Origin of the sequence: Metabacillus sp. KUDC1714 (assembly GCF_014217835.1) — a bacterium.
In the GTDB taxonomy this organism is placed as follows: Bacteria; Bacillota; Bacilli; order Bacillales; family Bacillaceae; genus Metabacillus; species Metabacillus rhizosphaerae.
The window spans coordinates 2,269,631-2,295,000 of the sequence record NZ_CP055263.1; the positions used below are offsets into that span (position 1 = coordinate 2,269,631).

The 25,370-nt window shown below is 39.4% G+C and carries 13 protein-coding genes and 4 rRNA genes (1 of these 17 cut by a window edge); all 17 read left to right on the plus strand.

Annotation, left to right across the window (positions count from 1 at the left end; all coding sequences use genetic code 11):
* Positions 1–2: 2 nt before the first annotated feature.
* Positions 3–896, plus strand: a complete 894-nt coding sequence (locus tag HUW50_RS10855) for an ABC transporter permease (protein ID WP_396652628.1) — start codon at positions 3–5, stop codon at positions 894–896.
* Positions 896–1,765 (plus strand): carbohydrate ABC transporter permease, encoded by an 870-nt coding sequence (locus HUW50_RS10860; protein WP_066336109.1) that lies wholly within the window; start codon positions 896–898, stop codon positions 1,763–1,765. Before HUW50_RS10855 ends, HUW50_RS10860 begins: the two co-directional genes overlap by 1 nt.
* Before the next feature lie 65 nt (positions 1,766–1,830).
* Positions 1,831–3,372, plus strand: a complete 1,542-nt coding sequence (locus tag HUW50_RS10865) for an extracellular solute-binding protein (protein WP_066336108.1) — start codon at positions 1,831–1,833, stop codon at positions 3,370–3,372.
* Positions 3,373–3,481: 109 nt separating this feature from the next.
* Positions 3,482–4,798: a Gfo/Idh/MocA family protein gene (locus HUW50_RS10870; RefSeq protein ID WP_185653900.1), complete on the plus strand. Its 1,317-nt coding sequence runs from the start codon at positions 3,482–3,484 to the stop codon at positions 4,796–4,798.
* 193 nt (positions 4,799–4,991) lie between these two features.
* Positions 4,992–7,274 carry an AraC family transcriptional regulator gene (locus HUW50_RS10875; RefSeq protein ID WP_066336102.1) on the plus strand — a complete coding sequence of 761 codons (2,283 nt, stop codon included), beginning with the start codon at positions 4,992–4,994 and terminating at the stop codon, positions 7,272–7,274.
* A gap of 83 nt (positions 7,275–7,357) precedes the next feature.
* Positions 7,358–9,412, plus strand: a complete 2,055-nt coding sequence (locus HUW50_RS10880) for a glycoside hydrolase family 65 (RefSeq protein WP_185653901.1) — start codon at positions 7,358–7,360, stop codon at positions 9,410–9,412.
* A 112-nt stretch (positions 9,413–9,524) separates the two neighbouring features.
* A complete protein-coding gene (locus tag HUW50_RS10885) occupies positions 9,525–10,664 on the plus strand; it encodes a glycoside hydrolase family 88/105 protein (RefSeq protein ID WP_066336099.1) in 1,140 nt (379 codons plus the stop codon).
* Positions 10,665–10,756: 92 nt separating this feature from the next.
* Entirely contained in the window at positions 10,757–13,150 is a 2,394-nt protein-coding gene (locus HUW50_RS10890) for a glycosyl hydrolase family 95 catalytic domain-containing protein (protein ID WP_066336096.1), read from the plus strand.
* 389 nt (positions 13,151–13,539) lie between these two features.
* Complete coding sequence (locus HUW50_RS10895; protein WP_066336112.1) at positions 13,540–15,213, plus strand: DUF6044 family protein; 1,674 nt, start codon at positions 13,540–13,542, stop codon at positions 15,211–15,213.
* A 19-nt stretch (positions 15,214–15,232) separates the two neighbouring features.
* Positions 15,233–16,252: a glycosyltransferase family 2 protein gene (locus tag HUW50_RS10900; protein WP_185653902.1), complete on the plus strand. Its 1,020-nt coding sequence runs from the start codon at positions 15,233–15,235 to the stop codon at positions 16,250–16,252.
* On the plus strand, positions 16,212–16,655 hold the full coding sequence (locus HUW50_RS10905) for a GtrA family protein (RefSeq protein ID WP_157094452.1): 444 nt from the start codon (positions 16,212–16,214) through the stop codon (positions 16,653–16,655). Before HUW50_RS10900 ends, HUW50_RS10905 begins: the two co-directional genes overlap by 41 nt.
* Before the next feature lie 294 nt (positions 16,656–16,949).
* A 16S ribosomal RNA gene (locus tag HUW50_RS10910) occupies positions 16,950–18,499 on the plus strand.
* 234 nt (positions 18,500–18,733) lie between these two features.
* Positions 18,734–21,664: ribosomal RNA gene (locus HUW50_RS10915) — 23S ribosomal RNA — on the plus strand.
* A gap of 80 nt (positions 21,665–21,744) precedes the next feature.
* Positions 21,745–21,860: ribosomal RNA gene (gene rrf / locus HUW50_RS10920) — 5S ribosomal RNA — on the plus strand.
* The 16S, 23S and 5S rRNA genes sit together here, the layout of an rRNA operon.
* An 843-nt stretch (positions 21,861–22,703) precedes the next feature.
* Positions 22,704–24,224, plus strand: a complete 1,521-nt coding sequence (gene adh, locus HUW50_RS10930) for an aldehyde dehydrogenase (protein ID WP_066336213.1) — start codon at positions 22,704–22,706, stop codon at positions 24,222–24,224.
* A 71-nt stretch (positions 24,225–24,295) separates the two neighbouring features.
* Positions 24,296–24,652 carry a DUF779 domain-containing protein gene (locus tag HUW50_RS10935; RefSeq protein ID WP_066336206.1) on the plus strand — a complete coding sequence of 119 codons (357 nt, stop codon included), beginning with the start codon at positions 24,296–24,298 and terminating at the stop codon, positions 24,650–24,652.
* A 309-nt stretch (positions 24,653–24,961) separates the two neighbouring features.
* Positions 24,962–25,370, plus strand: a 16S ribosomal RNA gene (locus tag HUW50_RS10940) (it continues 1,141 nt past the right edge of the window).

Below are 25,370 nucleotides of genomic sequence, written 5' to 3' on the forward strand. Positions count from 1 at the left end.
GCATGTATTTAGAAAACATAAAAAAAAATTGGATGCTTTATGTCATGATCGTTCCAGGGATTTTATATTACATTATCTTTAAGTACATTCCATTGTTTGGAAGTGCGATTGCATTTCAGGATTATCAAATTTTTAAAGGGATCTTTGGAAGTCCTTGGGTAGGGTTAGAGAATTTTAAGTTTATCTTTTCCTATCAAGATTTTTTTCAAGTCTTAAGGAACACAGTGATGATTGCTTTTTATCAGCTTATTTTTGGATTTCCTGCACCAATTATTTTAGCCTTGTTATTTAATGAAATACGATTAATGTTTTTTAAACGGACAGTGCAGAGCTTGTTTTATCTTCCTCATTTTTTATCATGGGTAGTTGTTGGTGGAATTGTCTTTGAATTGTTAGCGGCAGAAGGAATTATCAATGCTATTCGCGAGTTATTTGGAGCAGCACCAATTCTGTTTATGCAGGAAGAAGGTTATTTTCGTACGATTGTAGTCATCTCAGGTATATGGAAAGGTGTTGGGTGGGGAACAATCATCTATTTAGCAGCCATAACGGGAATTAACCCTAATTTATATGAAGCTGCTGTAATTGACGGTGCGAATCGATGGAAACAAATCAGATATATCACACTACCTTTGTTATTCCCTACCATTTTGATAATGTTTTTACTAAATATCGGAAATTTCTTAGAGCTTGGATTTGATCAAATCTTTAACCTATTAACACCGATGACATATTCAGTAGGGGACATCATTGAAACATATGTTTATCGAGCTGGGGTACTCCAAGGACAGTTTAGTTTAACAACGGCCATTGGTTTATTTCAATCTGTTGTAGGCTTTATCTTGCTTTGGGTTTTTAATAGGCTCGCAAGAAAATCAGAACAGGGGTTATGGTAATGAAAAAATCATTGGGAGAAATATGTTTTAACATATTTAACTACACGCTTCTTAGCGTCATTGCAGCAACGATGATTCTACCTTTGCTTCAGCTATTAGCTGTTTCGTTTAGCTCTCCAATTGCTGCTGAATCTAAACAGGTTTTCCTGTTCCCAATGGATTTTACGTTAGGGACATGGAAACATATCCTTCAGAATGAAGTGCTTTGGAGGTCCTTTGGAGTTACTATTTACATTACAGTTGTTGGTACTTTTTTAAGTATGTTATTTACAGTCTTAACCGCATTTCCATTGTCTAGAAGAGAATTTCTTCTAAAAAAGCCAATCATGCTTGCGATTGTCATCACGATGATTTTTAATGCACCAATGATTCCTTACTTCCTAACTGTAAGAGAGCTAGGATTGATGGATACATTATGGGCACTAATTATTCCAGGATTAATAAGTACCTTTAATATGATTATCGTCAGAACGTTTTTCATGGGAATACCAAGTGATCTAGATGATGCAGCAAAAATAGATGGCTGTAATGATTTCCGATTATTATTTCAGATCTATTTGCCTTTATCAAAACCTGTACTTGCAACAATCGGCCTGTTTTATGCGGTTGGCTTCTGGAATACGTTCCAACCGGCTGTACTGTTTTTACGTGACCAAACGTTATGGCCATTACAGATGAGACTTCGTGGTTATTTCATTTCACCGGAAGCTCTTGCTGAGGTCAATTTGGTTATGGGTGACTATGATTTCAATACGATAACTTTGAAAGCGGCAACAATTATTTTTGCGACAGTACCAATCGTATTGGTGTATCCATATTTACAAAAATATTTTGTAAAAGGTGCTGTCCTTGGGTCACTCAAGGAATAAAGAAATGAAACCGTCTATCGGTTTGATTTAATAAATAATTATGGGGTAACAAAGGGGGATTATGAATGTTTAAGAGTAACAGAAAGTCATTATTATTCATACTATTTGCCTTGATGCTTGTTATCGGTACTCTTGCTGGTTGTACCAATAATAAGGAAGTAGATAGTACGTCTGAAGGCAATTCATCAGAAGAAGTTAATAAAGTAAAAGTATTTAAAAGTCATATGGGAAAAGGAGTTCTTCCTGGTTCTGATGACCCGCATGTTCAAAAAATATTAGAAGCTACAGGTGTTCAATATGAATTGATGTCAACACCTGCTGGCTCTGATCCAGTTGAATACTTAAATTTGATGTTTGCATCAGAAGATTATCCTGATATCTTCCGCCCAATAGGTGGATTTGACCAAACCTTAATAAGTCAAGGTGCAGCACTGCCTTTAGATGATCTACTGCCAAAATATGCACCAAATGTATGGAAAAATATCCCGAAGGAAGCGTGGGATGTTGTGCGTTCTGCTACCCCTGATGGGAAAATCTATTATGTACCAAAGGTATACCTTGTTCCAGAACGGGCTGCATTGATTCGTCAAGATTGGGTTGATGCAGTGGGGATGGAAATGCCTGAAACAGTAGAAGAGTATAAAGAACTATTAAAGGCTTTTCGGGATAAAGACCCAAATGGAAATGGAAAACAAGATGAAATTCCTACCTCAGGAAGGGAATTTGGTAAATGGATGGATCACTTATTTGCAATCTATGGTGTTGCAATGTGGGAAGGTGTACCTGAATGGGATATTTATGAAGGTGAAATTCAATATGCTGGTGTTACAAAAAATATGAAAGCTGCTATTTCATTTATCCGTGATTTATATGAAGAAAACCTACTAGATAATGAAACATTTTTAAATAAAGGTGAGGTTTGGACAGCCAAGATCAATACAAATTTAGTAGGTAGTTGGTACCATTTACCTGCTAACTTACGTGATCGTCACAATGCAATGCTTGAAGGAGCACCAGATGCTTATGTTACTGGAATGCCACTTCCAAAAGCAGAAGGATTTGAAGGGTATATCACGCAAAAAAGCATGGGAGAACCAGAGTGGATGATTCCTGCTGCATCTGAGGAAAAGGCTGCTGATGCTCTAAAATTATTAGACTTCTTCTATGATACTGAAAATAACGAATTTATCACATATGGTATTGAAGGAGCACAACATAAAGTAGAGGGGGGGAAAAAGGTATTACTGCCTCCAACCGATGAAACACCAATCGCATTAGGAATGAGAAATTTAATAACCAAAGAGGACATGGATATTCGTATCGAAGAAACAATGGAAGACTATCAAAAACAAATGGTTAGGGATATCTTTGAAGTAAGTACTGCAGACGCGCGAAGAATTGCTGGAGACGGTTTACCAGCTACAGTTTACGAAGGATTTCCAGATATTCAGTCCCATAAATTATTCCAAGAATATTTAACAAAAATTGTTATCGGTGAGTGGCCGATTGAGAAGTTCGATGAATTTGTGGATAGATGGTATCAAGCAGGTGGAGATAAAGTAACCGAAAGAGTACAGGAATGGTATGACAGAGTAAACAAGAAATAATTAGTTAATAAGCTTTACAGAAGTTGTTGCTCAAAAAGTTATTTTTTTGGGCAACACTCGTTTAAAAGATCATATATGAAACTAGAATCTATTGAAAGGAATGAAATGTATGAAAAAAAGATATGCTATTTGCGGTGTAAGCGGCAGAGCTTTAGGGATGTTTGCGAAGCCGATTGCGACTACATTTTCTCAAAGTTGTGAAATAGTTGGGGTATTAGATCGTGATGCTAAAAGATTCGAATTATTTGAAACTAGATTCCCAGATCATACTCATGTAAAAAAGTATGGAGAATCGGAATTTGATCGTATGGTTGAAGAAACAAAGCCAGATGTCATCATTGTTGCTGGACGTGATGACAGTCATGCGAAGTACATAATTGCAGCCCTCCGTCGTGATCTTGATGTCATTACAGAAAAACCAATGGTCACTACAGGTGAAGATTGTAGAAGGGTTTTAGATGCAGAGCGGGCTAGTAAAGGTAAGGTAACGGTCACCTTCAATTACAGATATGCACCAATACATACCAAGATTAAAGAATTAATTATGGAAGGAAAGATAGGAAGAGTTACATCTATTGATTTGAATTGGTATCTTGATACACATCATGGGTCAAGTTATTTCAAAAGGTGGAACAGGTTAAGGGAACTTTCAGGTGGACTATCCATTCATAAGAGCACACACCATTTTGATTTGGTCAATTGGTGGATTGATCAAAAGCCTGTTGAGGTTTTTGCATACGGTGCTCTTAATTACTATGGTCCAGAAGGCGAATTTAATCCTAGTAAAGAGGATGGTAGACATTGCGAAACGTGTAAATATACGGAGGACTGTGCATATTACTCTAGATGGAACTCAAGAAAAGAAAAGATACAAGTTCCAGATGATCACCTGGGTTCACTAGTAGGAGAGGATAAAACTTACCCTTATACAAATTATCGACCTGATCAATGTATATTTGATTCTGAAATAAATATCGAGGATACCTATTCAGCAACTGTTAAGTACGATGGAGGCGCACTACTTAGTTACTCCGTTAATTTTTCTCTTCCATATGAAGGCTACCGTCTTGCGATCAATGGAACAAAGGGTAGGTTGGAAACAGTGGAATACCATACACAAAGTCGAATTCCATTTCCTACATCAAAACAAACAATCGAATATTTCCCTTTATTTGGTTCGAAGGACACGATTCATGTTATACATCGTGAAGGAGGTCATGGGGGGGGAGATCCACTACTACTAGAAGATCTTTTTATTGGAGAAGATCGACGTAGACAATACAATATATTGTCTGGAGCCATTGACGGAGCATATTCTGTGTCAACTGGTGAAGCTGTCTGGAAATCAGTGAAAGAGCACCGTCCAATCACAATCGACGAAATTCTTAAACAACAGGAGTACTCATCAAGTGGGGAGATGAATTGACTTGAACCAACTCCATTATTTCTCAGCTGAAGAGAGCATGTCTCAATGGCAAAACATTGAGGAAGTTATTAAGACAATTCGGAACTGAAACAATATGAATGCTTAGAAACCATAAATAGCATTTAATATAGTAAAACCTCCTCTAAGTAAATGAATATGTAGTATAATGCCAAAAAAAGGAGGGTGAATAAGGATGCATCAATCTTTATGGAAGTGGATAAAGTATCCACTTCATCAAACTGAGACAAGGCTGATTTTGTTTTTAACGATTGCCGTTTTCTTTATTATTCTCATAGTGAGCATTACATCATATCAAACTTCCAAGTCTGTGCTTCAGGAGGAATTAAATGAACCTCAGCAGCAAATGCTGCAAGTTAGTATGGATTTTATCGATAATCACATTCGTGAAAGCGATACAATTGCGATTAAGGTTGCATTAAACACACATGTCTACAAATTTTTGAATAGTGAAAAACAGAATTCCTATAGCGATATTACTGAAATTTATCAGCTGTTAACAACACTTATTAACGGGTCATCGTATATCAACAGTATTTATATCTATGATATTAAACATGGTAGTTTTGTATCGATGCCACAAGGATTTAGCTCACGTAAATCAACGTTTGTCGATTCAAATTGGTTAGGTGTAGTTGACGAGTTCGGTGATGAGAAGATGATTGTAAAAAAAAGAAACGTTCAGGATGGAGAAAAATACAATCGTTCAGAGGTAACTTTGTTTAGAAAAATTATGATTAAAGGTGAATTTAAGGGAATAGTGGCCATAAATCTTGGAAATAAGGAACTGTTTAAACCATTTAATTTACCAAATATGTCGAATCTAAGCGGTACTCGTTTTATTATTGATCCAAATAATGAAATTATTTATTCTACTACTAACAAAAAACTAGATTCAAAGGCAGTTGTGAAAGCTATTTCTGAATTAAATGAGAAACATTTGGGTGATATCACCTATAAAGGCAGACAACTGCTCGTAAGCCAAAACATCTCCCCACTGACTGGTTGGAAATATGTTTCACTTGTACCCCAAGATAGTTTACTAGCAAAATCGAAAAAAGTAGGTCATGTTGTACTTTTCGTATCGATCATCACTTTGTTATTAGGTGGAGTTGCGATTTTTTATATCAACAATATTGCCTTTAGACCTATTCGTCGAATGAAGCAGCTGTTTAATATTGGTAGCCGAGACATGGATCATCATGATTTGTTGCACTTAGAAGTTCTAGCGGGGGAATTACTAAGTAATCATGCTCAATTATCACATATGAATCGTAAGGTAAGATCTGAGGCATCAGCAAAGTTTTTTAGCGATATTTATAATAAAAATATTACAAATACAAAAGAGATTAGTGAAAAATGGAACGGGTATTTCCAAGAATCAGCGAATAACTTGTTAAAAGTCGCGATCATTTCTATCGATAATTTCTATGAATGGTCATATCGATACCCGAATTCTGATCATTCACTTTTAAAATTTGCTTTAGCTAATATCATCACAGAAATATTAGAGTCACATTCACACAGCGAATGTATCGACCTAGGGAAGGATAAACTTGTGATTGTCCTTCATCCAAGTAAAGATGAAACGCAATTAGATGACAAAATAAAGGAAGCGCTTTCTGTGGTTCCTAGACTACTAGAGTTCAGTATTTCTGTTGGAATCAGCAACCAGAAATCTGATTTTGGGAAATTGTTGGAGGCAATAGTTGAGGCGGATACAGCCCTTGGGAACAGGTTATATACTGGATATGGAAGTATGTTGAAGTTTGAAGAATCCACGGAACAAAATACTGGAAAAATATCGATAAATGACAATGTTCTAGATCAGTTGACTGAAGCGATTGAAACAGGAGACAGCTTACGCTCTAGCAACTTAATTGATCATATCATTGGAGAGATAGAGAGAAGTTGCTTGAAGCCTATGAAGGCACTGTCACTATTCAGGAGGATCGGTGATCGATATCTTAACTTTAGAAATGATGAGGATAAAGTGAAAAGTAGGGAAATGGATTTTTATTATCAGCTCCACACTATGCACCTCGATGATATCGCGAATTTCCTTACTTACCAGGCTAATGTATTGATTGAGGAAATCGATACATTAGGAACAAGCAAAGAGTCCCTATTAATTGAGAAAATGATTGATTATATGAAGGAACATATAGATGAACCAATCGGTATAACTGAAATTGTTGATTCTATTGGGATTAGTGTTAGCTTGGCAAGTTCCATTTTTAAGAAGGAAAAGAATGAAACCATTTACGGTTATTTTACTAATTTGAGAATGAAACGTGCTGCAGATCTTTTGGTTAATACGGATGAAAAAATTTCAAATATTGCAATAAAGGTAGGGTACCAACATGAAAATAGTTTTATTCGGGCCTTTCGAAAATGTAATAATATTACCCCAGGTAAATACAGAGAAGTATTGAAGGCGAAGAGAGAAGTTATGTAATGTCATTCGTTTTGTTATGGTTGGTCATTTCATCAAGAATAACATTTATAAAATAGATGAATTAAAAATTGGAGGGATAATCATTGTTAAATAGAAGGGAAATTGTAGACCGTCACAATCCTAGGATTATAAGGGCGGAGTCGAATTCACCACTGTCCATTGGTAACAGAGAGTTTGGGTTTAGCTGTGACTTTACAGGGCTACAGACTTTTCCAGAAGCATATGAAACACCTCTTGGAACGCAATCAAATTGGGGATGGCATTATACCGGTCGACCAAATCTATATTCGGAGAAGGATATTGTCTATCAAAGTTATAAAACATATGGTCGACAGGTGAAATATCCCATGAAACCGGAAGGGAAACAGGAAGCTTATCACTGGTTACGCCAAAATCCACACAGACTACAGCTTGGGAGAATTTCCTTTCGGTTTTTAACGAGAGAAAATCGGGTCATACAATCGGATGAGATAACAGAAATAAAACAAAAACTCGATTTATGGACAGGGATTGTTGAAAGTGAATTTATTGTAGACGGAGTTCCAGTCCAGGTCAAGACGGCTTGTCATTCAGATCATGATATCGTTGCTGTCCAGGTCCTTTCTCCATTAATAAAAGAAAAACGTATGGAGGTTTTTACGCTTTTTCCAGCACCAGATGTAACACATAATAGTTGGTCAAAAGCGACACAGCCAGACTGGGATCGTAATGATAGACATCAAACTGACTATCAATCCCTTTCTGACAAAGCAGTGTTATTTACTAGGAGGATGGATGAGGACCAATATGAGGTAAGATGGGATTGGAATCAAGGTTCCTTGCAGCAAACAGGAGTACATGAATACACACTAATTGGTGATGGTAGATCGGAATATCTAGAATTTGCAGTTTCCTATGCACCGAAAACTCCTACTAATGAAAAGCCAAAGGAGGTATTTGAATCTAGTCGTACCTACTGGGAAGCATTTTGGCAAAGCGGGGCAGCTTTGGATTTTTCCGGCAGCATAGATCCGCGTGCAATGGAGCTTGAACGCAGGATTGTTCTTTCACAATATTTATGTGCTATTCACAGTGGCGGCTCATTACCACCTCAAGAAACAGGTAATATGTATAATAGCTGGTTTGGAAAATTCCATTTAGAGATGCATTGGTGGCATGGAGCACATTTTCCCATATGGGGACGAAAGGAATATTTAGAAAAAAGTCTTGAATGGTATATAACAATTTTACCTCTAGCAAGGGAACTAGCTGAGTCACAAGGGTATTCTGGGGCTAGATGGCCGAAAATGGTTGGCTTTGATGGGAAACAAAGTCCATCTCCGGTAGCACCAGGTTTGATTTGGCAACAGCCACATCCAATGACGTTAGCTGAGATGTGTTATGAGGTTAATCCAAAGTCTGAATTTCTTGAACGTTATCAATCGATTGTCTTTGAGGCTGCAGACTTCATGGTGTCATATGCACATTGGGATGAGAAAAGGGAAGCTTATGTTCTTGGGCCACCACTTATCCCTGCTCAGGAATGTCACTATATTCATGAAAGTATGAATCCTCCATATGAGCTTGAATATTGGAAGTATGGCTTGGAAATTGCAATGAATTGGGCTGCTCGATTAAATAAACCGGAGAATCCGTTGTGGTCAAAGGTAGCCACTTCATTGGCAAAGCCACGATATGAAGATGGTGTTTATCTTGCACATGAGAATTGTTTGAATACATTTACTGAGAAAAATCATGATCACCCTTCCATGCTTGGAGCGTTAGGGATTTTACCAGGAACTTTGGTTGATTCAGAGATCATGAGAAATACATTATACAAGGTAAAAGAAGTTTGGGACTTTGAATCTGCATGGGGTTGGGATTTTCCTATGTGTGCAATGACAGCTACTAGGTTAGGAGAAAGAGAACTTGCCGTAGACTTTTTATTAATGGATGCTACGAAAAATACGTATTTAGTAAACGGCCATAATTATCAAAGAACCGGCTTGACCGCCTACTTGCCAGGTAATGGAGGGCTTTTGACTGCTGTTGCTATGATGGCTTGTGGATGGAAAGGTGGTTCAGATCATCATTGTCCAGGGTTCCCGCAGGATGGTCGTTGGTCAGTGAAATGGGAAGGTTTACATTCCTTATTGTAAGGAACTTTCAAGCTAATTCTTTTATATAGTTCTAAAAAACTATTTATTAGATGCTGATATGACTGAAAGTTAAGCTGGGAATACATGGAACGATAAAGGAGAATGAATAATAATGCAAGCAAATCAATGGTCAATAAAAATTGCAGAGACGATCCTTGAGCAATGCGAAAATGGATACCACCCCAAAATTGCCAATAAGTGGGGATATGTAGCGGGAATGACATTAAAGGCATTTGATTGGCTTTCAGATTGGAGTGGTATAGAAAAATATCATCAAATGGTTAAAAGGCATATGGATCTTTTTATCCATGAAGATGGAATAATTAGAGACTATTCAATCGAGGAATATAATTTGGATCATATTAATAAAGGGAAGAACTTATACTCACTTTGGAATCGTACTGGAGAGGAAAAGTATGAGAAAGCAATACAGCAGTTAGTATCGCAGCTTGAAGGACAGCCAAGAACAAGTGAAGGTGGTTATTGGCATAAAAAAATCTATCCTTTTCAAATGTGGCTTGATGGTGTTTATATGTCATCACCTTTTTTGGCAGAATATGCGAGATCCTTTCATGCTTCAGAAGGATTTGACGAGGTTGCAAGGCAAATCCTTTTGATTGAGGAGAAAACGCGCAATCCAAATACAGGGCTTTTGCATCATGCGTGGGATGAAAGTAAGGAACAGAGATGGTGTGATAAAGAAACGGGACGATCATTCCACGTCTGGGGACGAGCCATGGGATGGTACTCCATGGCGATTGTTGATTCCCTCGAACACTTTCCAGTGAATCATCCAAAACGTGGTCAAATCATGGGTGTTTTTGAGCGAATGGCCCACGCGATCAAGAATGTCCAAGATCAAGAGAGTGGCCTCTGGTATCAGCTAATGGATCAAAACGGTAGAGAGAACAATTACCTAGAAGCATCTGGCTCCTGTATGCTCATATATGCGTTGGCGAAGGGGATCCGACTTGGTTATTTGTCAGGGATTGAACAGGAAGTAGTTAACCGTTCGTATGAGGGTATTCATCAACACTTTGTCACTGAAGATGAAAAAGGTGTTCACCTCCATCGTATATGTAAAGGTGCTGGTCTTGGTGGGGCTAAGTATCGAGATGGTTCTTATGATTATTATATGAGTGAGCAAATAGTAAGTGATGATCTTATGGGAGTAGCTCCATTTTTACTAGCGAGTATGGAAATGGAAAAATTAGCTGAAGTTCGAAATGCTGAATCATTGGAAGTAAAGTAACAGAAATAAAAACAAATAGATTAATCGTGAAAGATCACTTGTCTCTGACATGTGATCTTTTATTACAAAGAATGGAATTGGAGGTTATAAGCATGATTGATAAGAACAATTCTAGCAATATCATTTCTTTGAAATATCCTGCAGCATGGTGGAGGAATATGTGGAGGGAAGGGCTTCCCTCTGGAAGTGGCAAAGTAGGTGCTTCTGTTTCAGGAGGTGTGAGTGTGGAAAAGATTTTAATCAACCATGAAGGGCTATGGCATATGGGGAAAAAAGATACACTTCCAGATGTTAGTTACACGCTGAACGAAACACGTGAACTAATGAAGAAAGAAAAATACAATGAAGCTAGCTGGCATTTAACAAATACATTAAAAGAAAACGGATATCGTACTCGCTTAGCCTCGTTTTTACCTCTTGTTGAATTAACACTTAGGATGCAGCAAACAGAGGGATTTAAACATTATCGTAGAGAAGTTGATATGGATACTGGAGAAGTATTAGTAAGGTGGAAAGAAGGGGAAGAGCAATTTGAACGAAATTTATTTGTTTCACGAGCTAATGATGTGGTAGTTTATGAAATAAAATCAACGAGTCAATCTCTAACGACAGAGCTTCAGCTTGGCCTACGTAAAACAGATAGTAACAGCATGGAACTGCGGGTAAAAGAATTAGAAGCTACAGTTCAGCTTAAGTTAGAGGATCATTTTATCTTTTTTGCGGCAAAAAATGATGATAACACTGAATATGGGGCAGTATTACGAATGATCCCTACTGGCGGAAAGGTAATCATAGAAAATGATCGTCTTTTTTGTGAGGATGCTGAACATATACAAATAATGATGAAGGTTTTTATTAAAGGAGAACATGTACAAGAATGGTCAAGGCTTCAACAAGAGCTATTAGACATTCATGGTGATTATCAAGACTTGCTACAAGCACACATTCCTATACATTCGCAACTCTTTCACACAGCTTCCTTACAATTGAGTGATGTGAAAGAGGACCAATCAAACGAAGAACTCCTTTTAGAAGCTTATGAAGGTGAAGCTCCTATTCAGTTAATAGAGAAATTGTGGAATTATGGTAGATATCTTTTTATTTCTGGTTCTAGACCTGAGGGACAGCCGTTTGGGATGTATGGTCTATGGGGCGGGGATTACCGTCTCATGTGGTGCCATCGGATGGCTAATGAGAACATTCAAATGATGTATTGGCATGCAGCTGTAGGGGGTTTGTCTGAATTTGTGCCAGCCTTATTCAACTATTACGAGGAAATGATGGATGATTTTCGAGAGAATGCTAGAAAGCTATATGGCTGTCGAGGTATATATATCCCAGCAGGTACAACCCCTGGCATTGGTGTTCCAAACCAAATCGTCCCTGTCATTATGAATTGGACAGGAGCAGCTGGATGGCTGGCACAGCATTATTATGATTATTATTTATACACTGGAGACAAGGAACTTTTAGTTGAGAAAGTACTCCCATTTTTGAAAGAAGTAGTTCTATTTTATGAGGATTTCCTTGTAATGGGTGAGGGAGGTATTTATCAGTATCTACCCTCAGTTTCACCCGAAAATACACCAGAGAATTTTATGCCGAAGGACGGGAAGCACCTTGCTCATCCTATGCCAACGACAATTAATGCAACAATGGATTTTGCCATAATGAAAGAAGTGCTACAGCATTTAATTGAAGGAGCAAACGAAGCATCAATTTATTTGGATGAAATTGAAAAATGGGAGAAAATGCTTACACGTATCCCACTGTATGAAATCAACCAAGATGGTGCCATTAGGGAATGGTTACACCCTGACTTTGATGATCGGTACAATCATCGTCATATTTCCCACGTCTATCCTGTTTTTCCGGGTAGAGAATTGAACCAAGAACAAGATCAGGAACTGTTTGAAGCATTTAGAATGGCTGTATCAAAGAGAATATTAGGTGCACAAACCGGTTGGTCTCTGGCACATATGTCGAGTATATGGGCAAGAATCAACGATGGAGACAAAGCTTTAGAATGCTTAAATATCCTCTCACGCTCATGTCTCTTAAATAACCTTTTCACCGTACATAATGATTGGAGAAATATGGGGTTGAGTATGGAAATTGAGACAGCGCCAATCCAATTAGATGCTAGTATGGGTATTATTAATGCAGTCCAGGAAATGCTCCTATTTGTTTCTCCAAAACTAATCAAACTATTACCGGCTCTTCCTACAAAGTGGAAAAAGGGGAAAGTAACGGACTTTCGCTTTATGACCGGGAGGGTTTCTGTTTCATGGAATACAGAAACTCACGCTTTATGCGGAGAAATCGTTGCTGATAGAGAGACAGAAATCACATTGAAGCTTCCTGTGTTTGCGGCAAACTGTTCACTAACAGGTGATGACGTCAAAATAATCGAGTCCTCATTAGGAGATACATATTATAATCTGAAAATGGACAATGGAGCGACCCTTTATATTAATCCAATGTAACTAAACGAGAGAAAGTAGCAAAGTTATCATATGATAAAGAAACGTTTTTTATTTTTATGCTTACATCCACTATTTAATATATAACCTTTTTGTTTGATTATTTAGTAAAGAATGTGAATTTATATAAAATGAAGATAAATCCAAACGCAAACGACTAGTTTTAGTCTTAGGAGAAACAAATAAAGGAACTTCTACTAATAGCGACACGTGATCAATGACAGGACACATTTTAAGGAAAAAGGATGGAAGATCAGTAGAGATACTGGTCTTTTTTTGTTGTTTTTTTGAGTGCAAATTTGTAAAATTGACCACTTTTTAGTATTTTTCTTCAATTTCAGTAAATGTTAATAGTACGTTTCATGTAATGCATAAATTTAGAGGTGTGAATGTTGTCATTAAGTTATTTTAAGTCAGAAAAGAAGTTAATCATATTTTCCTTATTAATCATCTGTATTTATTTAGTACCACTTTTTATTTTTGGGGAAAAAGCTCATATTCGAGTGCATGACAATCTGGATTCTAATATGGCTTGGTACAAAGTTTTGAGTGCTAGTGGACAAATTCATGGACCTAAAAATGCAACTATTCCGCAAGTAATAAATGGTCTACCTAGAAATGCATATGGAACTGAATTTAGTCTTATTGTTTGGTTGTATTCAATATTCCCGACTATGACAGCTTACGCAATTAGTCAAATGATTACACGAATTTTTGCTTTTATAGGAATGTATTTATTACTAAAAGATCACTTTATTAGGAATAAGGATTTTATGGTCTTCAATGTAGGTGTAGCTTTAGCATTTTCCTTAACGCCTTTTTGGCCATCTGGAATGTTGAGCACATTAGGTATGCCGTTAGCACTTTGGGCATTTTTACATATAAGACATCGAAATGGTACTTGGAAGCATTACCTTGTTTTAACTCTACTCCCCTTGTATTCGAGTATTGTACTAGGTTTTTTCTTTTTCTTATTTGCAATGGGGGTATTTTGGGTAGTGGATTTTTTTAGAGGGAAACGAAACGTTCAATTTCTACTAGCCATTATTTATATGACCTTGTTATATCTTGTGGTGGAATATAGATTAATTTACTCCTTTTTATTTGATGAAGAACCTAATAGTAGAGATGAATATTTCCATGCGAGGCTTTCCTTATGGAGAGTTATTCGCTTAACTTTTAAGAACTTTGTGCTAGGACATACACATGTTATGACTGTGCACGGCCTATTTATATTAGCTGTAACTTTGATTGCTTTATATCTGGTTATAGTTAAAAAGTTTTGGAAACAAGAAGGAGCATTTATATTCCTTTTATTACTTAACTTTATTTTGTCAGCGTGGTATGCCTTTTGGTTTTATAAGGGTTGGCTTCCATTAACGAGGAAGTTTCATTTTATGGATACGTTTAATTTTGCTAGGTTTCAATTTTTGAGACCATTAGTTATTTATGTTGGATTTGCATTGGGCTTAAAAATCATATGGGATCATAGTAAAGGATGGAGACAATATGCAATATTCTTTTTAATAGCTCAAATCTTATTATTATTTTGTTTTAATGATGAAATTATTTATCGGAAAAAGCCTTCAGTGTCGGAGTTCTACTCTGAGGATCTCTTCGAAGAGATTGAATCACATATTGGTTTACCCCAAAAAGATTATCGTGTTGCTAGTATTGGAATCCACCCTGCAATTGCTCAATATAACGGATTTTACACGCTTGATACCTATAATAATTTTTACCCATTAACATACAAATATGAGTTTAGAAAGATTATTGAAAAAGAGCTTTCAAAAAATAAAACAATTAGAACCTACTTTGACGAGTGGGGTGGACGTTGTTATATTTTTACAGCTGAATTGGGTAAGCATTATATGTTTAAGAAGAATTCGAAGAAAACGTTAAAGAATCTTGAATTAAATACTGAAGCCTTCAAAAAGATGGGCGGATCATACATTTTTTCAGCTGTTCCTATCGAAAATGCATTAGATAATCAACTCGTTCTCGACAGAACATTTGAATCTGATTTATCAGCTTGGAAGATCTATCTATATAAAGCTTTATAAAAGCCTTGGAGGTTATATAATGGTTGAGCCTATTCTTACGATTGTAGTGCCGTGTTATAACGAGGAAGATGTGTTGTCTGAAACAGTGAATCAGCTAAATGAGGTCTTAAATAATTTGATTGAAGAAAAACTAATTGCTGGTCAAAGTAAAATCTTGTTTGTGGATGATGGAAGCAAAGACAAAACATGGTCCATTATATATAAAGAAAGTTTAAAAAATAATAGAGTACATGGACTAAAGCTTGCAAGGAATGTCGGTCACCAAAATGCTTTATTGGCCGGCCTGGTAGCAGGGAAAACTTCATCTGATTGTGTAGTGTCTATAGATGCAGATTTACAGGATGATGTAAACGTTATTAGAGAGTTTATCTTAAAATTTAAAGAAGGATTTGATATTGTTTACGGTGTACGTGGGAAACGTGATACAGATCATGTACTTAAAAGAACTACAGCAGAAGCATTTTATACGATGATGCAAAAGCTGGACGTTAATCTCATTTATAATCATGCTGATTACCGATTAATGAGTAAGAGAGCAATTGGGGAATTAGAAAAATTTGAGGAAGTAAACTTATTTTTAAGAGGAATTGTACCATTAATTGGTTTTCCTTCTACATCTGTCTATTACGATCGTAAAGAAAGGTTTGCTGGGGAAACAAAGTACCCACTAAAGAAAATGTTATCTTTTGCATTTGAAGGAATTACTTCATTTTCTGTTACTCCCATACGCTTTGTATTGTTAGTGGGTTTTCTCTCCTTTTTTACAAGTTTATTATTTGGATCTTATTTTATTACTCTGAAGTTCATAGGAGAAACGGAGACAGGGTGGACATCTTTAATCACTTCAATTTGGTTAATTGGAGGACTGCAATTAATAGCCATTGGATTAATAGGAGAGTATATCGGTAAAATATACAAGGAATCAAAGCGTAGACCCAAATATATTGTAGACATTGATACGTATAACCTCACTCAACAGCTTACTGAAAGGGATGTATATGTCGATTCAATTGGCCAAAATCGTCGAGAATTACTTTAATAGAACAAACACCTTTATAAGGTTTTTAGTAATTGGGCTTGTAAACACTTGTATTGGGTTTTCTTTGATCCTATTATTGTTAAACGTATTTGGCCTGTCATATTGGTTTTCTACATTTATAGGTAATAGTATTGGAGCTATAATAAGTTATACTCTTAATAAAATTTTCACTTTCAAAAGTAATGTAAGTAATAGAAAGGGAATAATCATATTTATCCTTGTTATTTTTGGGAGCTATATTATTTCATATCAGCTAGGATATAAAATAATTCATGATAGTAACGTTTTCAATCTTGATTTATATAAGGATGAATTTTCAGTATTACTTGCTGCTATTTTATATACTGTTTTAAATTACTTAGGACAAAGGTATTTTACATTTCGACAAGTAGAAGATAGTTGAAAACTTTATAGGAAGTAATGATAAAAAACGTTTGACATAGATTGATATATAGTTTAGAATGAAATTCTGCCATAACAAATCAGATAAAATAATTTCGACTGATTATAAAAACTTATTAAAAATAGTTGACATTACCTATCGAAATTGTTATGATTAATTTCTAGCCTTTCAAAGGGTTGGACAAGCAGTGAATGATCTTTGAAAACTAAACAAAACCAAGCGTGCCAACGTTAATTTTTAATTAACAAAACAACGTACTATATAGTACAAAACTTATGAGCTATATCAAACACTTTATTGGAGAGTTTGATCCTGGCTCAGGACGAACGCTGGCGGCGTGCCTAATACATGCAAGTCGAGCGAATCAATGGGAGCTTGCTCCCTGAGATTAGCGGCGGACGGGTGAGTAACACGTGGGTAACCTGCCTGTAAGATTGGGATAACTCCGGGAAACCGGAGCTAATACCGGATAACATTTTGAACCGCATGGTTCAAAATTGAAAGGTGGCTTTTGCTACCACTTACAGATGGACCCGCGGCGCATTAGCTAGTTGGTGAGGTAACGGCTCACCAAGGCAACGATGCGTAGCCGACCTGAGAGGGTGATCGGCCACACTGGGACTGAGACACGGCCCAGACTCCTACGGGAGGCAGCAGTAGGGAATCTTCCGCAATGGACGAAAGTCTGACGGAGCAACGCCGCGTGAACGATGAAGGCCTTCGGGTCGTAAAGTTCTGTTGTTAGGGAAGAACAAGTACCAGAGTAACTGCTGGTACCTTGACGGTACCTAACCAGAAAGCCACGGCTAACTACGTGCCAGCAGCCGCGGTAATACGTAGGTGGCAAGCGTTGTCCGGAATTATTGGGCGTAAAGCGTACGCAGGCGGTTTCTTAAGTCTGATGTGAAAGCCCACGGCTCAACCGTGGAGGGTCATTGGAAACTGGGGAACTTGAGTACAGAAGAGGAGAGTGGAATTCCACGTGTAGCGGTGAAATGCGTAGAGATGTGGAGGAACACCAGTGGCGAAGGCGACTCTCTGGTCTGTAACTGACGCTGAGGTACGAAAGCGTGGGGAGCGAACAGGATTAGATACCCTGGTAGTCCACGCCGTAAACGATGAGTGCTAAGTGTTAGAGGGTTTCCGCCCTTTAGTGCTGCAGCAAACGCATTAAGCACTCCGCCTGGGGAGTACGGTCGCAAGACTGAAACTCAAAGGAATTGACGGGGGCCCGCACAAGCGGTGGAGCATGTGGTTTAATTCGAAGCAACGCGAAGAACCTTACCAGGTCTTGACATCCCACTGCCCGGTATAGAGATATACCTTTCCCTTCGGGGACAGTGGTGACAGGTGGTGCATGGTTGTCGTCAGCTCGTGTCGTGAGATGTTGGGTTAAGTCCCGCAACGAGCGCAACCCTTGATCTTAGTTGCCAGCATTTAGTTGGGCACTCTAAGGTGACTGCCGGTGACAAACCGGAGGAAGGTGGGGATGACGTCAAATCATCATGCCCCTTATGACCTGGGCTACACACGTGCTACAATGGATGGTACAAAGGGCTGCAAGACCGCGAGGTCAAGCCAATCCCATAAAACCATTCTCAGTTCGGATTGCAGGCTGCAACTCGCCTGCATGAAGCTGGAATCGCTAGTAATCGCGGATCAGCATGCCGCGGTGAATACGTTCCCGGGCCTTGTACACACCGCCCGTCACACCACGAGAGTTTGTAACACCCGAAGTCGGTGGGGTAACCGTAAGGAGCCAGCCGCCTAAGGTGGGACAGATGATTGGGGTGAAGTCGTAACAAGGTAGCCGTATCGGAAGGTGCGGCTGGATCACCTCCTTTCTAAGGAAAATGAGGCACACTTGGTTTTTGTTTAGTTTTGAGAGATTATTTTAGATCTTTCATTATAAGTAAGAAAAGACATAGGAGTTTAAATGCATTCAGCATTTGCACATCCTGTGCTTTATGTTCCTTGAAAACTAGATAACGATAACAATTCAAGTAATTCACTGAGTTTAAACGCTTAGTTTAGTGATTCTCTTAATAATTGATTTAAATGACATTTTTAATGTCGAAGGTTAAGTTGTTAAGGGCGCACGGTGGATGCCTTGGCACTAGGAGCCGATGAAGGACGGTACTAACACCGATATGCTTCGGGGAGCTGTAAGTAAGCTTTGATCCGGAGATTTCCGAATGGGGAAACCCACTGCTCGTAATGGAGTAGTATTTTTACCTGAATACATAGGGTAATAAAGGCAGACCCGGGGAACTGAAACATCTAAGTACCCGGAGGAAGAGAAAGCAAACGCGATTTCCTGAGTAGCGGCGAGCGAAACGGAATTAGCCCAAACCAAGAGGCTTGCCTCTTGGGGTTGTAGGACACTCTATACGGAGTTACAAAGGAACGAAGTAAATGAAGAGGTCTGGAAAGGCCCGTCAAAGAAGGTAACAACCCTGTAGTTGAAACTTCGTTCCCTCCAGAGTGGATCCTGAGTACGGCGGGACACGAGAAATCCCGTCGGAAGCAGGGAGGACCATCTCCCAAGGCTAAATACTCCCTAGTGACCGATAGTGAACCAGTACCGTGAGGGAAAGGTGAAAAGCACCCCGGAAGGGGAGTGAAATAGATCCTGAAACCGTGTGCCTACAAGTAGTCAAAGCCCGTTAATGGGTAATGGCGTGCCTTTTGTAGAATGAACCGGCGAGTTACGATCCCGTGCAAGGTTAAGTTGATGAGACGGAGCCGCAGCGAAAGCGAGTCTGAATAGGGCGAAAGAGTACGTGGTCGTAGACCCGAAACCAGGTGATCTACCCATGTCCAGGGTGAAGTTCAGGTAACACTGAATGGAGGCCCGAACCCACGCACGTTGAAAAGTGCGGGGATGAGGTGTGGGTAGCGGAGAAATTCCAATCGAACCTGGAGATAGCTGGTTCTCTCCGAAATAGCTTTAGGGCTAGCCTTGAATTTAGAGTCTTGGAGGTAGAGCACTGATTGGACTAGGGGCCCCCAACGGGTTACCGAATTCAGTCAAACTCCGAATGCCAAAGACTTATATTCAGGAGTCAGACTGCGAGTGATAAGATCCGTAGTCAAGAGGGAAACAGCCCAGACCACCAGCTAAGGTCCCAAAGTATACGTTAAGTGGAAAAGGATGTGGAGTTGCTTAGACAACCAGGATGTTGGCTTAGAAGCAGCCACCATTTAAAGAGTGCGTAATAGCTCACTGGTCGAGTGACTCTGCGCCGAAAATGTACCGGGGCTAAACGTATCACCGAAGCTGTGGACTGTTCTTTTAGAACAGTGGTAGGAGAGCGTTCTAAGGGCTGTGAAGCTAGACCGTAAGGACTAGTGGAGCGCTTAGAAGTGAGAATGCCGGTATGAGTAGCGAAAGAGGGGTGAGAATCCCCTCCACCGAATGCCTAAGGTTTCCTGAGGAAGGCTCGTCCGCTCAGGGTAAGTCGGGACCTAAGCCGAGGCCGAAAGGCGTAGGCGATGGACAACAGGTTGAAATTCCTGTACCACCTCCTCACCATTTGAGCAATGGGGGGACGCAGAAGGATAGGGTAAGCGCGCTGTTGGATATGCGCGTCCAAGCAGTTAGGCTGACAACGAGGCAAATCCCGTTGTCACATAAGGCTGAGCTGTGATGGCGAGGGAACTATAGTACCGAAGTTCCTGATTCCACACTGCCAAGAAAAGCCTCTAGCGAGGTGAGAGGTGCCCGTACCGCAAACCGACACAGGTAGGCGAGGAGAGAATCCTAAGGTGAGCGAGAGAACTCTCGTTAAGGAACTCGGCAAAATGACCCCGTAACTTCGGGAGAAGGGGTGCTTTTTAGGGTGAATAGCCCGGAAAAGCCGCAGTGAATAGGCCCAGGCGACTGTTTAGCAAAAACACAGGTCTCTGCGAAGCCGCAAGGCGAAGTATAGGGGCTGACGCCTGCCCGGTGCTGGAAGGTTAAGGGGAGAGGTTAGCGTAAGCGAAGCTTTGAACCGAAGCCCCAGTAAACGGCGGCCGTAACTATAACGGTCCTAAGGTAGCGAAATTCCTTGTCGGGTAAGTTCCGACCCGCACGAAAGGCGTAACGATCTGGGCACTGTCTCAACGAGAGACTCGGTGAAATTATAGTACCTGTGAAGATGCAGGTTACCCGCGACAGGACGGAAAGACCCCGTGGAGCTTTACTGTAGCCTGATATTGAATTTTGGTACAGCTTGTACAGGATAGGTAGGAGCCTGAGAAGCCGGAGCGCTAGCTTCGGTGGAGGCGTCGGTGGGATACTACCCTGGCTGTATTGAAATTCTAACCCACAGCCCTTATCGGGCTGGGAGACAGTGTCAGGTGGGCAGTTTGACTGGGGCGGTCGCCTCCTAAAATGTAACGGAGGCGCCCAAAGGTTCCCTCAGAATGGTTGGAAATCATTCGTAGAGTGTAAAGGCACAAGGGAGCTTGACTGCGAGACCTACAAGTCGAGCAGGGACGAAAGTCGGGCTTAGTGATCCGGTGGTTCCGCATGGAAGGGCCATCGCTCAACGGATAAAAGCTACCCCGGGGATAACAGGCTTATCTCCCCCAAGAGTCCACATCGACGGGGAGGTTTGGCACCTCGATGTCGGCTCATCGCATCCTGGGGCTGTAGTCGGTCCCAAGGGTTGGGCTGTTCGCCCATTAAAGCGGTACGCGAGCTGGGTTCAGAACGTCGTGAGACAGTTCGGTCCCTATCCGTCGTGGGCGTAGGAAATTTGAGAGGAGCTGTCCTTAGTACGAGAGGACCGGGATGGACGCACCGCTGGTGTACCAGTTGTCTTGCCAAAGGCATAGCTGGGTAGCTATGTGCGGAAGGGATAAGTGCTGAAAGCATCTAAGCATGAAGCCCCCCTCAAGATGAGATTTCCCATAGCGTAAGCTAGTAAGATCCCTGAAAGATGATCAGGTTGATAGGTCTGAGGTGGAAGCGCGGTGACGTGTGGAGCTGACAGATACTAATCGATCGAGGACTTAACCTAATAAAAGCGTTAAATGAAGTGAATTGAATTGTGAATCGTTATCTAGTTTTGAAGGAATATCCCTTCAATTTCATAAATTATCTGGTAATGATGGCGAAGAGGCCACACCCGTTCCCATGCCGAACACGGAAGTTAAGCTCTTCAGCGCCGATGGTAGTTGGGGGTTTCCCCCTGTGAGAGTAGGACGTTGCCAGGTAAGAGAGAAAAAGATCAGTAGAGATACTGGTCTTTTTTGTAAGTTTCTTCTAAACCGCAAGGTTTAATCATTTAAAAATGAAGACAAATTTAACCTACTAGCCTGAGGCTTGGGAGAAGCAAGAAGGTCGAGAAAGCGCAGTGAATGAAGACCGGAATGTGCGTTCTTGGCACATGAGGATCTGAATGAACAAGCTGACGAAGAGATTCGCCGCTTATCGCAAGCCGATATCCGAACACGGAAGTTAAGCTCTCTGCGCCGATGGTAGTTGGGGGTTTCCCCCTGTGAGAGTAGGACGTTGCCAGGTAAGAGAGAAAAAGATCAGTAGAGATACTGGTCTTTTTTTATTGTCTTTTTATAAACCGTAAGGTTTATAATTTAGGATCAAAGACAAATTTAACCTATTAGCCTGAGGAGTGGGAGAAGCATAAGGCAATGAAAGAACCTAAAAAAGTTTTATTTAATATAATACACTAGGAGGTGTCGTAGTTTTGTCATCTGAAAAAAGACAAAGCAAAAAGCTGAACTGCCCTAGATGTAACATTTTAATGGAAGAAACTTTACAAAGAAGTTATGGTGAGATTGGAAGTCTATATGAATGCCCTAAATGTAAGGGGATTATATAAAAGTAACCGTCTAATTTAGGCGGTTATTTTTCATTACTCACTAATTCTCTGATTAGTATTTAAACAGTAATGAGAAGTTTTGGACAAGTTTTTTCTTATTAATGTAATAAACCCATTTTTTTAGAATAGGTATATATTGATAGATTGGACAAGGCTTACATAATAAACTTTCTACTATCATTTTCTGTCTTGAAATAATTAATAGGAGGGATTTTAATTGATTTATTCAGAACCGGGTACAAAGGGGTCAAAGGTTACATTTAAGTCAAAGTACGAAAATTATATTGGTGGAGAATGGACGCCACCGGTAAAAGGGAAATACTTCGAGAATGTATCACCAGTGAATGGGCGTGTTTTTTGTGAAGTAGCTAGATCTTCATCTGATGATATTGAACATGCGCTCGATGCGGCATATGCAGCGAAAAAATCATGGGGTGAAACGTCTGCTGCCGAAAGAGCAAATATTTTAAATAAAATTGCGGACAGGCTAGAACAAAATTTAGAAATGCTAGCAGTGGCTGAAACTTGGGATAACGGAAAGCCAATTAGGGAAACTTTGAATGCAGATATTCCATTAGCAATTGATCACTTTCGATATTTTGCAGGGTGTATACGCTCTCAAGAGGGAAGCATTAGTGAGGTAGATAAAGACACTGTAGCCTATCATTTTCATGAACCACTCGGAGTAGTAGGACAAATCATTCCTTGGAACTTTCCAATTCTAATGGCAACCTGGAAACTTGCACCTGCTCTTGCAGCTGGAAATTGTGTTGTACTGAAGCCTGCAGAACAAACACCTGTAAGTATTTTAGTTGTAATGGAATTAATCGCAGATCTCTTACCAAAGGGTGTTGTTAATATTGTTAATGGTTTTGGGGTAGAGGCAGGCAAACCACTTGCTACTAATAACCGTGTAGCTAAAGTCGCTTTCACAGGTGAGACAACAACAGGGCGACTTATTATGCAGTATGCATCTCAGAATTTAATCCCAGTTACACTCGAACTTGGTGGTAAGTCTCCAAATATATTCTTTGAAAATGTAATGGATAGAGATGATGACTTTTTAGATAAAGCAATCGAAGGGTTTGTTATGTTTGCTCTTAATCAAGGAGAAGTTTGTACTTGTCCATCCCGTGCTTTAATTCAAGAATCTATCTATGATGACTTTATGGAAAAGGCATTAAAGCGTGTTAATGAAATTATACAGGCTAATCCTTTAGATACTGACACAATGATAGGTGCACAGGCCTCTACAGAACAGTTAGAAAAAATACTCTCTTATATTGATATCGGGCAACAAGAAGGAGCGCAACTCTTAACCGGAGGAGGAAGAAAATATCTAGAAGGTGACCTAAGCGGAGGATATTATGTAAAACCAACTGTTTTTAAAGGGCATAATCAAATGAGGATCTTTCAAGAAGAAATTTTTGGTCCGGTAGTTTCGGTCACTACATTTAAAAATCAGGAAGATGCATTGGGAATTGCAAATGATACTTTATACGGATTAGGTGCAGGAGTTTGGTCTCGAGATATAAATACTGCATACAGATTTGGGAGAGGAATTGAAGCTGGACGTGTTTGGACAAACTGCTACCACGCTTATCCTGCACATGCAGCATTCGGTGGTTATAAAATGTCTGGTATAGGAAGAGAAAACCACAAAATGATGCTTAGTCATTACCAGCAAACAAAAAATATGTTAGTTAGCTATAGTCAAACTAAATTAGGATTCTTTTAATATATGAAATATGTAAACTTCCGCATCTTAAGTTTAATGCGGAAGTTTACATTATTAAGGAGGAAAGAGGTATGGAGGAAGTTAAAAAAGTAGTTTGTACAAAAAAAGCATCTGAATTAATTGGTGATTTAAAGCAGAAACATGGTCCATTAATGTTCCATCAATCTGGAGGGTGTTGTGATGGTAGTTCACCGATGTGCTACCAAGCAGATGAAGTTTTAATTGGTGAGCAAGATATTTTACTAGGATATATTGAGGAATGTCCGTTTTATATAGGTAAAGCACAATATGGCTATTGGATGCATACACAATTAATTATTGATGTTGTCGAAGGAAGAGGTGGGATGTTTTCATTAGAAGGGCCTGAGGGTGTAAGGTTTTTAACGAGATCAAGGGTTTTTACAGAAAATGAGAAGAAGACACTTTAGGTTCTTTCTATATACAAGTTCATCTAAAATTTTATTGAAAAAGTTTACTAGAATGATTGACTCATTTATAAATATAGGTTATTATTAACTCCTGTCCTCAAACAGAAGTAACATTACTATTTCAGAAAAATAACTTTTAAAAAAGTTATTGACTTAAAAAAGTATAAATGTTATGATAAATACCTAGTCGTTAAGAACGACTAATAAATGATCTTTGAAAACTAAACAAAACCAAGCGTGCCAACGTTAATTTTCAATTAACAAAACAACGTACTATATAGTACAAATTTATGAGCTATATCAAACACTTTATTGGAGAGTTTGATCCTGGCTCAGGACGAACGCTGGCGGCGTGCCTAATACATGCAAGTCGAGCGAATCAATGGGAGCTTGCTCCCTGAGATTAGCGGCGGACGGGTGAGTAACACGTGGGTAACCTGCCTGTAAGATTGGGATAACTCCGGGAAACCGGAGCTAATACCGGATAACATTTTGAACCGCATGGTTCAAAATTGAAAGATGGTTTCGGCTATCACTTACAGATGGACCTGCGGCGCATTAGCTAGTTGGTGAGGTAACGGCTCACCAAGGCAACGATGCGTAGCCGACCTGAGAGGGTGATCGGCCACACTGGGACTGAGACACGGCCCAGACTCCTACGGGAGGCAGCAGTAGGGAATCTTCCGCAATGGACGAAAGTCTGACGGAGCAACGCCGC

Bases quoted from the DNA above. Each gene is read 5' to 3' on its own strand.
- HUW50_RS10855 (WP_396652628.1), top strand. From the start codon at position 3: ATGTATTTAGAAAACATAAAAAAAAATTGGATGCTTTATGTCATGATC.
- HUW50_RS10860 (WP_066336109.1), top strand. From the start codon at position 896: ATGAAAAAATCATTGGGAGAAATATGTTTTAACATATTTAACTACACG.
- HUW50_RS10865 (WP_066336108.1), top strand. From the start codon at position 1,831: ATGTTTAAGAGTAACAGAAAGTCATTATTATTCATACTATTTGCCTTG.
- HUW50_RS10870 (WP_185653900.1), top strand. From the start codon at position 3,482: ATGAAAAAAAGATATGCTATTTGCGGTGTAAGCGGCAGAGCTTTAGGG.
- HUW50_RS10875 (WP_066336102.1), top strand. From the start codon at position 4,992: ATGCATCAATCTTTATGGAAGTGGATAAAGTATCCACTTCATCAAACT.
- HUW50_RS10885 (WP_066336099.1), top strand. From the start codon at position 9,525: ATGCAAGCAAATCAATGGTCAATAAAAATTGCAGAGACGATCCTTGAG.
- HUW50_RS10890 (WP_066336096.1), top strand. From the start codon at position 10,757: ATGATTGATAAGAACAATTCTAGCAATATCATTTCTTTGAAATATCCT.
- HUW50_RS10900 (WP_185653902.1), top strand. From the start codon at position 15,233: ATGGTTGAGCCTATTCTTACGATTGTAGTGCCGTGTTATAACGAGGAA.
- HUW50_RS10905 (WP_157094452.1), top strand. From the start codon at position 16,212: ATGTCGATTCAATTGGCCAAAATCGTCGAGAATTACTTTAATAGAACA.
- HUW50_RS10935 (WP_066336206.1), top strand. From the start codon at position 24,296: ATGGAGGAAGTTAAAAAAGTAGTTTGTACAAAAAAAGCATCTGAATTA.